This window comes from Actinomadura sp. DC4 (genome assembly GCF_030406325.1).
Lineage (GTDB): Bacteria > Actinomycetota > Actinomycetes > Streptosporangiales > Streptosporangiaceae > Actinoallomurus.
On the sequence record NZ_JAUEQY010000007.1, the window covers coordinates 49,500 to 61,353 of the forward strand.

Below are 11,854 nucleotides of genomic sequence, written 5' to 3' on the forward strand. Positions count from 1 at the left end.
TCGTTGCCCAAGCACTACTCACATGATCGACCTCCGTGGCGTGAAACGCAACACGGCGGGCACTACCCCTTGGTCACGGTGTTCGCCGCAGGGCCAGCAGGGCGACATCGTCGGGTACGGCCTCGCGGCCGACCAGCTCCGCCATCACCGTGGCGCAGACCGCGTCGGGCGGCCCGGGCCGGACCGCGTCGCACAGCCGGGCGAGGTTCGTCTCGATCGTGGTGTCCCGCCGCTCGATGAGCCCGTCCGTGTAGAGGCACAGCACGGCCTCCGGCGGGATCTCCACCGTCGTCGACCGGCGCCGCGGATATTCGTCGAGGCCGATCAGCAGCCCCGGGGCGACCTCCAGCAGGGCGCCGACGCTCCCCGGCGCGGCGAGCACCGGAGGCCAGTGACCGGCCGAGGCGATCCGCGCCCACCGCAGCCGCGGGTCGCAGACCGCGTACAGCACGGTCGCCATGACACCGGGCTCGAAGTGCTGCATCTTGCGGTCGAGCTTGTCGAGCACCAGCGCCGGATCGTCGGACTCCATCGCGTACGCGCGGAGCACGCTGCGCATCCGCCCCATGATCACGGCCGCGCGCAGGCCCTGCCCGGCCACGTCCCCCATCACCACGCCCAGCTCGCCGGACGGCAGCGTGAACACGTCGTACCAGTCTCCGCCGACGACCGACGTGCCCGGGCTGTAGCGGGCGGCCATGTCGACGCCGGGAATCGACGGGAGCTCCGAGGGCACCAGGCTGCGCTGTAGCTCGCGGACCGCCGAGCGTTCGGCGGCGGTACGGAGCGAGTGCGCCGCCATCGCGGCACGGTCGGCCGCGAGCTGCAGGAACTCCACATCTTCGGCGATGAACCGGCGGGTGGTCAGCGTGCCGACGTGCAGGACGCCCAGCAGGTCGCCGCCCACGAGCAGCGGGGTGCCGAGCAGCGAACGGACGCCTCGCTGCACGAGGAGGGGGTTGACCACGTTCGCGGCGTCGACGTTCTCGATGATCACCGGACGGCGTTCGGCCGCGACGCGCCCCGCGAAACCCTTGCCCACCGAAACCTGGACGCTCTGGCGGACCTCCTCCTCGATCCCCCGGGCCGCGGTCGCCACCAGCCGCCGGCGCGAGTCGTCGAGCAGCAGCACGACGGCGGTGTCGACTCGCATGATCTCGCGTACGCGCTCCAGCATCTCGCCCAGCAGCGCCTCGTCGTCCATGTGCGCGAACGCGACATCCGTGATCGCCTGGATCTGCTGGAGCCTGACCTCGGCGGCGGCCGACAGCTCGGCGGGGGTCCTCACGGCTACCAAGCGTACGGTTTCAGCCGGCCGACGCCTGCTCGCCCGAGCGCCGGGCCCTCGAGACGACGGCGCCCCCGTCGCGGACGCCGCTGACGGCGGCGTCGGCGGTGTCGAACACCGCGACCGCGCGGATCAGCTGGGTCACCTGCAGGACGTGGCTGACCTGGGACGACGGAGCGGCGACGGCAAGCGAGCCGTCATAGGGCCGCAGCCGGTGCACCATGCCGACGAGCACGCCCAGGCCGATGGAGTCGATGAAGTCGACCCGGCTCAGGTCGAGCACGAACCGGTGATGCCCCTGGTCGACGAGACGGACCAGCGAGTCGCGCAGCCGCGGGGAGGTCTCGACGTCCATGGGGCCGCCGATCGTCAGGACGACGACGTCGTCGTCGGTCACCGAGGAGTCGATGTCGAGCTCCATGCAACCTCCAGCGGCTCGGCGCGTACTACGGAGTATTCGTACGCGCCCGCTGAGAATAGCCGACCGGTCCCGTTCTCCCCTTTCATTCCCGGCCGCGGGCAAGGGCGATGAGGCGATCGAGGATGCGGCCGCCGGCGGCGCGCAGGCCGTTGTGCTCGTACTCGTTCGTCAGCCACGGTCTCATCGTGGGAATGAGCCGCGCGGTCTCCTCGGAGAAGGCGCGGTCCACGTAGGGGTCCTCGGCGTAGATGGCGGCGGCGCAGGGGACCTGGCAGTCGCGGAGGGCGTCGGCGTCGTAGAGCCGCGGCCACTCCCACTCGGCCAGGAGATGCGCCGCCTCACGTAGCGGCGCCAGTTCGCCGCAGTCGTCGAACATCCAGGGGAAGACGTGCTCTCCGGTGAGCAGCGTGGCGTCCTCGGCGAACTCGGCGGGCAGCGTGCGTTCGGCCGACCATCGGGTGGCGTGGCCGTCGGCGTAGGAGGCCTCGTGGATCACGGTGTAGAGCGGATTGCGCCCGGAGAACGGGAGCGCCGCCTGGACGTCGTGGCCGAACGCGGGCGACGCAGGATCGCGTTCGAGCAGGTAGTGCAGGTGCTCGGCGCCGTCGCTCATGCCCAGCACGTTGCCGAGCTGCCGGAACCGGCGGGAGGTGAGCCGGTCGCCGTTCGGCAGCGTCACCCGGCCGCCGGCGAGCAGGTCGTGGAGCGCCAGGACCCGGTCGCGGTCGCCCGGATAGCGCCGGTAGTAGCGGCGGTTGCGTTCGAGCATGGACGTGTAAGTGGCCCGGTAGATCTCGTCGGGATGGCGCTCCACCGGCGGCAGCCCGCCGGTGAACATCACCTCCCGCAGCGCGTGAGGCGCGCGCGACAGGTAGGTCAGGGCGCACAGGCCGCCGAAGGACTGGCCGAGCACGCTCCAGCGCTCCACCTCCATCGCGGCGCGGATGAACTCGGCGTCGGCCACGATCGTGTCGGCGCGGAAGTGCGCCAGGTAGCGCGCCTGCTCGTCGGGCGACATCCCGGGCAGCGTGCCGACCGGGGTGGACCGGCCGGTGCCGCGCTGGTCCAGCATCAGCACCCGGTAGTCGCGCAGCGCCCGGTCGAGCCAGCCGGGGCTGGTGGGCGACCTCGTCGGGCGGGGCGCCTCGTGTCCCGGGCCGCCCTGCAGGTACAGCAGATAGGGGCGGTCACGGCCGTCGGGATCGGCCACCTCCCGTACGAACACGGTGATCCGGTCCCCGTCGGGGAGTGAGTGGTCCAGCGGAACCTGGAACTCATGCTCCGTCAGGACCAGGCCTGGCGGGTGGACCGTGACACTCATCGCGCTCACCTTCGACGTCGGACCGCTCCGGTCGCTCCAGTAAACCGGCCCCCGCCGACGGGGGCGTCAGCGGGACAGCGTGGCGAAGAGTTCGCTGCGGCCGCTCACCTGGATCTTGCGGTAGATGGCCTTGAGGTGGTCGTTCGTCGTGTGCTGCGACAGGTCGAGGCTGCGGGCGATCTGCTTGCTGGAGCGGCCGTCGAGGACCTGCTCGATCACGGCGCGCTCTCTGGTGGTGATGCCGTACCACGCCGTCACCGCCGGCAGCAGCTGCCCGGCGGTGGCCGACTGGACGGTGATGGCCACCTCACCGTGCCGGGCGCCGGCCAGATGCTGGGCCTGGAGCGCGACCCAGCCGTCGGCGGTCGGGACACGGCTGAGCACCGCGCCGTTCTCCTGCCGGGCGGCGGCGGCGAAGTTCCACAGGGTGATCGACAGGTCGTCGTCAGTGTCGAGGGTGAGGTTGGGAAAGCACAGGCGGAGCCAGTCGCGTCCGGTCGGGGTCACGGACGTGATGGCGTCGGCCTCGTCGACGATGAGCACACCGGGCGCCATCGTGCTGCGCGCCGGGTGCGGCGCCCCCCGGGTGACGTACCGCCGCAGCGACTCCGCCAGCGGGGCCACGACCCGCCGGGCTCCGTCGACGTCGGCCGGCGTGAACGGCGGGCGTCCCCGCTCCCGGAGCAGGACGAGCGTGCCCCAGAGAACGCCGCGGCCGACCAGGGCGAGCCGCATCTCACCGCCCCAGCCCTCGCCGGCCATGAGGTCCAGCAGCGGCGCGCTGCCGGGTGGAGTGGGAACGCCGGTGCCCAGCACGGTGACGAGGGAGCGGCGGCCGCCCGGGGAGAGCATTTCGCCGTCTTTCACCCGCCGGAAGTGATCGCAGGTGTAGCCGTTGTGCTCGGTGAGAAAGCATCCGGCCCCGGTGACCGGGTCCGTACCGGAGAGCATGTGCCCGTCGTGCGGTACGAGCCGGTGGAGCCGCCGCGACAGCTCACCGGCCAGGTCCGGCAGGGTGTCGGCGTGTGCCGCGGCCTGCGGCGCGGTTCGGAAGACGGACTCCAGCGTGGCGGCCACCCGACGAGTGTCGCAACGCGCAACCCCCCAGGTCTAGGGATTTCCCCGGCACACCGGCCTCCGGAGGATGGAACCCGGTCAAGGACGACTCAGTCCCGCAGGAAGGAACGATCGTGCGCCGTACGATGATCACCGCCGCCGCCGTTGCCGCCATGCTCGCCGGAGGCGCGGTGCCGGCCGGTGCCGGCACCGTCTCGTCCGCCTCGGCCGCGACGACGCGTGGCGGCTGGACTCCCGAGCAGATTCCGCCGTTCGACGCCGCCGCGGGCGTCCTGTGCGACTTCCCCGTGCACTACGACGTCCTGGTGAACCGGGTCCGCACGAAGGTGGTGGAGACGTATCCGGACGGCACACCCAAGCGGCAGCTGGCCGTCGGTGCGCTGTTCCTCGATGTCAGCAACGCCGACACGGGCGCCGGCACCGTGGTGGACGCCAGCGGGAGCGCCGCGATCGACTACGGCACGGACGGCTCGATGCTCTGGCACGTCGTCGGACCGGTCATCGCCCGCCTCGCCGCGGGCACCAGCAACCTGCCGCGCGGTCTTTACACGATCAACGGGACCTACCGCATCGCGTTCAGCCCGGCCGGCTTCAAGACCATCACGCTGAAGCACGGCACCATTCACGACCTCTGTCCCGACCTGGACCAGCCGGACGCTCACTGATCTGCGCGGGGGCGTGATCAGCGTCGTCGGGCCGAGGGACACGAGCCCGGCGGTCCCGGCTCGGTGACGAGCCGGGACCGCCGGGTCGTACGTTCGTCAGGGCTGGGGCGTGTCCCACAGCGTGAAGGCGAAGTCCCGCAGCACGGGGGCGACGGGCTGGAAGAACGTCGTTCCGCCGACGGAGCAGTTGCCGGAGCCGCCGGAGAGCATTCCGAGGCCGGTGCCGCCGCTGTAGAACGGGCCACCGCTGTCACCCGGCTCGGCGCACGCCGTCGTCTGGGTCAGGCCGTTGACCGTCTCTCCGCTGGAGTAGGTCACGGTCACGTTCAGCGCGGTGACGGTGCCGCCGCGGACTCCGGTGGTGCTGCCGCTGCGCTGCACCGACTCGCCGACGAACGGGTCGCCCGAGCCGGAGATGAACTGCCGCGTGCCGGCCACCGTGCCCCAAACGTGGATCCCGCCGGTGTCGTACTCGACGACGCCGTAGTCACCGCCGGCGCCGAAGACGTTGGCGTGGCCGGTGTTGCTGCCCAGTCGGCTGGTCAGGCCCTGGTTGGCGAACCACGTCGCACTCAGGTGCGTGCAGTGCCCGGCGGTGATGAAGAAGTGCCGGGCGCCGTTGAAGACGTTGAAGCCGAGTGAGCAGCGGGCCGTGCCTCCGGAGGCCCCGGCGTAGATGGCGGTGCCGTCCAGCATGGTGGGACCGTCGAGCGTGCCCAGCCTGCCCTTCAGGGGAACGATCCTGGCGGCCGGTCCGAGCTTGCCGGCGACGGCCTTGAGCTTGGTCAGCCTCGCCCCCTTGACGGACCGGTCGGTGGAGATCACGACCTGGTCGGTGGCCGGGTCGACGGCCCAGGCGGTGCCGGGGATACGGGCGGAACGGTCGAGCTTCGCCTTCGCCTTTTCGAGGTCCGCGCCGCTGCGGTCGACTAAGCGGGGAGTCGCACCGGCGGCGCGGACGCTCTGGGCGTCGGTGCCGTCGGTGACGGTGACCACGAGCCTGCCGGTCGCCGGGTCGAGATAGGAGCCGGCGCTACGGGCGCCCAGGCGCTTGGCCAGCGTGCTGGCGAGCTTGCTCACGTCCTGGTGCCCGGCCGGTTTCGCCGGCGCGGCCTCCGCGTTCGGCGCGACCGCGGAGAAGGCGGCCGTCGCGGCTACGGCGACGGCACACGCGGCGGTACGAACTTTCATTTCGGCTCTTCTTTCTGTGGAACTGAGTGGTTTGGCAGGCCTGTCACCTCCTGGGCGTTCCATGCCGTTCCATGGGGGTCTTCTGCCCGACGTCAGGCGGGGCGAGCCAGGGCGAGGCTCAGTGCCGCGCCGAGTACGGCGAACCCGAACGCCAGAAGAAGAGCGTGGGCCGCGCCGGCGTACTCCCCCACGACCCCGGCCAGGCCGCCGCTCGCCGCCGCACCCGCGCTGATCGCGGTCGACAGCCAGCCGAACGCCTCGGCCGGGGCCACGTCCAGCTCGTCGACGACCAGCGACGCCGTCGTCAGCGCCGGGTTGAGCGCGATGCCGACGAAGAACAGGACGAATCCGATGACGACCAAGTTCGGGGCCAGCGCCGCCGGGAGGAGCGTGGCCCCGACCGCGAGGAGCAGGACGACGAGCCGGCGGGCGGGACGTACACTCCATCGCAGCCGCCCATAACAGAGCGCGCCGGCGATGCCGCCGAACGCGACCGTCGCGAGCAGCAGCCCGCTGGCCGCCGGTGCCCCGCGCGCCACCGCCAGCGCCGGCAGCCCCACCTCCATGGCGCCGCTCGCACCACCGAGGAGCGCGACGACCCCCAGCAGGAGCCGCATCCGCCCGTCGCGCAGCACCCCGGCACCACCGGTGCCGGCCTGCCGGGCCCCGGCGGACCGCATCGCCTGGGCGAGGGCCAGCGTCCCGGCCCCGGCGGCGACCGCCACCACCGTCAGGGCGATCGACGCGGACAGCACCGCGACGACCCCGCTGAACAGCAGCGGGCCGACGAAGATGGCCAGCTCCTGCACCAGGTAGACCAGGCTGTACGTGGCCGTGCGCAGCCCGGGAGACGTAAGCCGCGCCCACTCGATGCGCATCGCGACCGACACCGGCGGCAGGCCGGTCCCGGCGAGCCACGCGAGGGCGACCATTCCCCAGCTGGGAACGCCGGTGGCGCCGGCCAGTACGACGAGGGCGGTGGTGTGCAGGCAGCCGGTGACCGCGAGCACCGGACGGGGCCCGCACCGGTCGATCAGCCGCCCCTGCACCGGCCGCGCCATCCCCGCCCCCACGGAGAAGGCGGCTGCCGCCAGCCCGCCGAGCACGAGTGAACCCGTCGCACCACCGACCACCAGCACCGCACCGATCGGCGTCACCTGCTGCGTGACCTGCGCCAAAAGCCCAAGAACGGCCTGCGCGCGTACACCCGGCACACCGAAGAGCGCCCGGTACGTCCCTTTCGGCGACACGGGTTGATCATCATCAGGCGGACCTGAGCCGTCAACGAAGAGTTCGCGGCCGCCGCGCAGGGTCAGGCGTTCACGCGCGGCAGGCGCAGGGCGGACCCGACCCGTATGAGAACGTCCTTACGACCGCGAGCCGCAACCCAATCGGCGAACCGCCGCGTAACGTGTCCCCCGTGGAAGGTGCCTGTGGAGTCGCGCTTCGTCATCGGTGAGGGCTACGCGCTCTACCAGGGGCCGTCGGGAGACGGTTCCTTCCACCGCCACGCCGCCTTTCAGGTCGCCATCGCGGTCCGCGGAGCGGTGACCGTCGTGGACGCGTCCGGTGTCTCGCATCGCGACGTGGCGCTGGTCGTGGCGCCGATGGCCCGGCACCGGCTGCTCGCGACGGACGCCCTGCGCACGTTCTTCGTCGATCCCCACTGCGCGTTCGCCGACCGGCTGCGCCGGTGCTGCGACGCCGGCGTCGTCGCCGCCCCCTCGCTGCGCGACCTCACCCAGGCCGACGTCCACCACGCCGCCGTACGGCCCTCGGACGCGCTCGACCTCCGGCTGATGGCGGCGATGGACGCCCTGGCCGACGGCCGCCCGGCCTCGATGCCGGAGATCGCCGCGAGCGTCGGCCTGTCGTCCCAGCGCCTGCGCGCGCTGGCACGGCACGGGCTCGGCATGCCGCTCCCCCGCTGGCGCATCTGGCACCGCCTCCGCCGCGCGGCGGAGGCGGTACAGGAGGGCCGGCCACTGGCCGAGGCGGCGATCGCGGGCGGCTTCGCCGACCAGGCCCACTTCACCCGCCAGATGCGCGAGATGGTGGGCCTGACCCCGGCGGCCGTACTCCCGATGCTGCGCCGGTCAGGCCCGGTGCCCGGTGTAGATCGAGATCGAACCGGTGACCGTTGACACGACGTCGGCCTCCCGTACGTCGTCGAACCCGGCCTCGGCGATCAGCTCGGGAAGGATGCCGTCGGCGTTGGGCTGGGTGTCCTCCTTGCCGTCCGCGACCTGCACGGTCCGGAAGGCCAGGCGCATCCGCCTCGTACGCTGCAGGCCGTAGTCGGCGACCGCCAGCCTCCCGCCGTCCCGCAGGACCGCGTACATCGAGGCGAGAATCGCCCGCTTCATGGCGACGGGACACTGGTGCAGCACGAGACTGGACACCGCGGTCGCCGCCGAGCCGACACCGACGATCTCCGGCAGCGCGTCCCCCATCCCGGCCCGCCAGTCCACCGCCGCGCCACCGTCCTTACGCCGCGCCCTGGCGAGCACGTCCGGATCGGGATCGACACCGATGACCCGTGCCCGCGACTCGACGCGGGCCAGCATCAGCGCCAGCGACCCGGTTCCACAGCCGACGTCGACGATCACGTCCCCGGCCCGGGGCGCGACGTACGCGACCAGCAGCGCACGCCAGAGCCGCTCCCGCGTGAGAGCGACGACGGGATCGTAGAGACGCGTGGGCGCGAAACGCCCTGCCGCGGGGGTGAAAGTTCGATCAGACATACCGGGCAGGCTCGAACGCGCCGCACAGTCCGGTCTTGAACGAATCGCTCACAGAACACTCCGCCCTCGCTCGGGGCGTGCGACGGCCGGCCTGGTACGCACTATCGAAGGTGCTACCTACGAGATATGGGAGCACGACCACGTTGCTGTTTCGGAATTTCCCTTGGACGACAACCTCTTTGAGCGTCGGTGCGTCATAGTAGACAGTACAGGTGACCTTGACCGGCTCCGCATTTCGGCCAGGGACGGGACTCCTTAACTGACGCCCGATACATGGGAGTGCTCGACATGATGGCAACGTATATCGCCCATCACGTGAAGGTGTTACGTATTGGCCATTCGCGGTCGATAAGCGCGAGCGCCCAGATATCAGTCGTACGGTCTACTCATGGACTTCTGGAAGGCGGCGCTCTGGGGGCTGGCTGGCGGCGTCTGCATGGAGGCACTCGACCTCTACCGTCAGATTCGCGACACTCCGGGATGGAACTGGCGAAAGCCGATACCGCAAGGCCTCCCCGCTTACGTAATATCGATACTGATTCGTGTCGCGATAGGGGGGATTCTTGCGGCCGCCGGCAGTGGACAGCTCACGGGCCCGCTGGCCGCCCTGGGGTTGGGGGTCAGCGCGCCAGCCGTACTCGAAAAGCTCGCCCGAAATGTCCCCCTAAAGGATTCCTCTCACCCATCATCCGACATCGAAGTCGGTTCCTCTTCCAGAGAATGACAGTCGAGGAGGCGTGCATGCCACGCTCGAGCTGGTGCACCCACCGATCCCAGAACGGAGATCGGTGATGCGTGCCGACAGCCGCACAGGACGTATCGTCGGAGCTTTAGGCCGCACCGACATCGCATCATCCCACCAGGCCACGCACGGATTGGCACGATACAGCACGGCCGGACGCATCATCGAGGCCATAGGCCGGGTCGACCTGGCATCCTCCAGGTCGGGCGAACGCGGAATAACGCACGATAGCCATCTTGGCCGCGTAGTCGAGGCATTAGGACGCCGCGACCGGTCGGATGCTTATCATCCAGGTACGGAGAGGCGCCCCGAGGACTCCCGGCACACGAGGACCTCTCAACTCGTGACGTTATACGCTCGAACCCAAACCAGTGCAATCACGAAGATAATCGCCAATACCGAAGACCTCAACCCGCTCGACTTTCCACGAGATCTCATCCGCTTTCGTGATCTCAAACATACTCGTGCGCTTGCGCTCGAGAACGACCTCGACCACGCGCTCACGCTCACTCACGAGCTCGGCAAGGCGCTTGAACGGGATATCGACCGATCGCTCGCACGTGCACGCGATCTCAATCGCCATCTTTCTCGCGCTCTGTCACAGGCGCGCACGATCGTACGCGCCCTCAAACGCAATCTGCGGCAGGCACGTGCGCTCGCGCGCGATCTGGAGACGGCGCGTGAACTTGCGGTAGATCTCAGCCGCATCCTGGCCGAGGTGACGGTTAACGTGTCCGGTGTCGACCTGACCGCCATGCGCTTGGACATCGGCGCGCTGGAAGGCGTGATCTGGAATCGAGAGACCCGCTGGCCCGCCGAAATCGAAGACCAGGTGGCAATGCAGTCTCGCGAGATCGCCGACGGGCTGTTTCAGGTGACCAGCGGTGATGCCAGGGTCGGCCAGCCGGCGGGCGTGTGAGCATGCACATCGGATCGGCGGGCCTCGGGAGTGGACTTGCGGACGGGGCCGCAGGTCCGGTTCTCGGGGCGGTCAGGCGCTGGGTGGGGTGACGCCGTTCTCGGCGGCCGGGACGCCTAGCTGCAGCAGGCCGCCGATCGTGGCCGGTTCGCTGGGCAGGCCGGCCAGCAGCGGGTTGATGGGGTTCAGCTTGAGCTGGATCGGGGTGATGGTCGTGGTCGTCGTCAGGTCGAACTTCTCCAGGTCGATCCATCGCACGATGTTCAGGACCGAGGCGGGGATGGCCTGGTTCTGCTTCTGGACCGGGACCCACAGTTGGCGGCTGTTCTGGAGGTTGACCTTGTGCGCCGGGACGCCGGAGAGCACCGGACCGAGCTGCGTCAGCACGAATGGGAAATTTACATTGATTCCCTGGATCTTGCAGCAGGCCAGGTCAACGTATTCGATGAAGTCGGCCAGCCTCCGCGAGGGGATCACTCCATTCTTCGCGACGGAAGTGCAGAGCTGCTGACGCGGGCCGAGGGTGACCCGTTCGTCCGGCAGGTTCGCGGGTACAGGGTTGAGGTGGCCGACGGAAAACGGCGCAGGTCATTTCCCGCTAATCGCAACTAGCGGGGAATTGTCCGTCCGATATGGATATTGGTCGTTTATCCCACGAGTTCGGGCAGCACGGCATGACCGAACAAGCGTGCCGGCCTAGGCGGGGTCAGGGAAAGATGACCTCGGTCGCGGAGACCACGCGAACCGACGTGACCGGGATTCCCTCGCGTCGGCAACGGTCCAGGACGTACGCCCGTAGCGAGGGGCTCAGGTCCTCAAGGTGGTTCCGGCTCTCGACGGGACCGTTCTTCGACGTACTCGTTCTTTTGGAAGTCAAGTCGATGATCGCCTTAATGGCAGAAGGGGCATCCGCACTGTCACCAGCAGAATCCGCGTGACCACGGTGTCCCATCCGAACCCGCGTCGTCCCACGTCAAACCCAAGAATACCCCCTAGTAGGAGCGCGGCCGCTCGGATCGGTGGCCCGGGTGCGCATCCGGCGTGAGCCCGTGGCTCTCCGCGACCTTGAGGAGGAGGTCGGCGAGCATACGCCGTTCGCTCGCGTTCAGCGCGTGCACCACGCCCTCCTCGTGGGCGGAGCCGATCTCGCGCATCCGTGTCATGACGTCGCGTCCGGCCCCGGTGAGCCGCAGTTCGTACGTGCGGCGGTCCTTCGTACTGCGCTCGCGTACGACGAGGCCCTTCTGCTCGAGTTCGTCGATCAGCGCGACCACCCGGCTGGGGCCGACGCCCAGCTTTCCCGCCAGGGTCTGCTGGCTCAGGCCTTCCTCGGCCGCGATCAGGCGCAGGATGCCGACGTCGCCGGGCTGGACGCCGAGACCGGTGAGCCGATCGGCGAACTGCGCCGCGGCAAGGGCTCCCACCTGGGACAACAGGAAACCGACGCGCCCCGAGGGCCCGCGATGCCCGGCGACATGATCCATCC

Annotated in this window: 13 protein-coding genes; 4 read left to right on the plus strand and 9 right to left on the minus strand. The window is 70.0% G+C overall.

Translation table 11 applies throughout. The annotated features are described in order from the left end of the window. Positions 1–73 precede the first annotated feature (73 nt). From QWU11_RS13565 to QWU11_RS13580, 4 genes are all read right to left on the minus strand, one after another. Positions 74–1,288, minus strand: coding sequence for a GAF domain-containing SpoIIE family protein phosphatase (locus QWU11_RS13565; RefSeq protein ID WP_290106862.1), 1,215 nt, complete (start codon positions 1,286–1,288; stop codon positions 74–76). A gap of 19 nt (positions 1,289–1,307) precedes the next feature. Further along, the gene (locus QWU11_RS13570) at positions 1,308–1,709 is read right to left on the minus strand and encodes an STAS domain-containing protein (RefSeq protein WP_290106893.1); all 402 of its coding nucleotides are present in this window, start codon (positions 1,707–1,709) and stop codon (positions 1,308–1,310) included. A gap of 82 nt (positions 1,710–1,791) precedes the next feature. Then, positions 1,792–3,030 carry an alpha/beta fold hydrolase gene (locus QWU11_RS13575; RefSeq protein ID WP_290106948.1) on the minus strand — a complete coding sequence of 413 codons (1,239 nt, stop codon included), beginning with the start codon at positions 3,028–3,030 and terminating at the stop codon, positions 1,792–1,794. A 66-nt stretch (positions 3,031–3,096) separates the two neighbouring features. Further along, positions 3,097–4,107 carry a LuxR family transcriptional regulator gene (locus QWU11_RS13580; RefSeq protein WP_290106979.1) on the minus strand — a complete coding sequence of 337 codons (1,011 nt, stop codon included), beginning with the start codon at positions 4,105–4,107 and terminating at the stop codon, positions 3,097–3,099. Positions 4,108–4,220: 113 nt separating this feature from the next. On the opposite strand from QWU11_RS13580, the gene QWU11_RS13585 reads away from it, so the two are divergent. Next, positions 4,221–4,772: a hypothetical protein gene (locus tag QWU11_RS13585; protein WP_290107001.1), complete on the plus strand. Its 552-nt coding sequence runs from the start codon at positions 4,221–4,223 to the stop codon at positions 4,770–4,772. Positions 4,773–4,868: 96 nt separating this feature from the next. Here QWU11_RS13585 and QWU11_RS13590 read toward each other — a convergent pair whose 3' ends face one another. Next, positions 4,869–5,963 carry a S1 family peptidase gene (locus QWU11_RS13590; RefSeq protein WP_290107024.1) on the minus strand — a complete coding sequence of 365 codons (1,095 nt, stop codon included), beginning with the start codon at positions 5,961–5,963 and terminating at the stop codon, positions 4,869–4,871. A gap of 92 nt (positions 5,964–6,055) precedes the next feature. After that, entirely contained in the window at positions 6,056–7,213 is a 1,158-nt protein-coding gene (locus tag QWU11_RS13595; RefSeq protein WP_290107032.1) for an MFS transporter, read from the minus strand. Between the two features lie 183 nt (positions 7,214–7,396). Between QWU11_RS13595 and QWU11_RS13600 the strand changes: the two genes are divergently transcribed. Next, complete coding sequence (locus QWU11_RS13600) at positions 7,397–8,107, plus strand: AraC family transcriptional regulator (RefSeq protein ID WP_290107049.1); 711 nt, start codon at positions 7,397–7,399, stop codon at positions 8,105–8,107. On the opposite strand, the gene QWU11_RS13605 is transcribed toward QWU11_RS13600, so the two are convergent. Beyond that, positions 8,060–8,707, minus strand: coding sequence for a class I SAM-dependent methyltransferase (locus tag QWU11_RS13605; protein WP_290107056.1), 648 nt, complete (start codon positions 8,705–8,707; stop codon positions 8,060–8,062). The two genes, QWU11_RS13600 and QWU11_RS13605, sit on opposite strands and share 48 nt — an antisense overlap. 388 nt (positions 8,708–9,095) lie before the next feature. Here QWU11_RS13605 and QWU11_RS13610 point away from each other — a divergent pair, with 388 nt between their 5' ends. Both QWU11_RS13610 and QWU11_RS13615 read left to right on the plus strand, forming a co-directional pair. Continuing rightward, a complete protein-coding gene (locus tag QWU11_RS13610; RefSeq protein ID WP_290107091.1) occupies positions 9,096–9,431 on the plus strand; it encodes a hypothetical protein in 336 nt (111 codons plus the stop codon). A 13-nt stretch (positions 9,432–9,444) separates the two neighbouring features. After that, entirely contained in the window at positions 9,445–10,368 is a 924-nt protein-coding gene (locus tag QWU11_RS13615; protein ID WP_290107092.1) for a hypothetical protein, read from the plus strand. A 72-nt stretch (positions 10,369–10,440) separates the two neighbouring features. On the opposite strand, the gene QWU11_RS13620 is transcribed toward QWU11_RS13615, so the two are convergent. Beyond that, complete coding sequence (locus tag QWU11_RS13620; protein WP_290107107.1) at positions 10,441–10,755, minus strand: hypothetical protein; 315 nt, start codon at positions 10,753–10,755, stop codon at positions 10,441–10,443. Positions 10,756–11,360: 605 nt separating this feature from the next. Then, positions 11,361–11,852, minus strand: coding sequence for a MarR family transcriptional regulator (locus tag QWU11_RS13625; protein ID WP_290107114.1), 492 nt, complete (start codon positions 11,850–11,852; stop codon positions 11,361–11,363). Between the last annotated feature and the right edge of the window lie 2 nt (positions 11,853–11,854).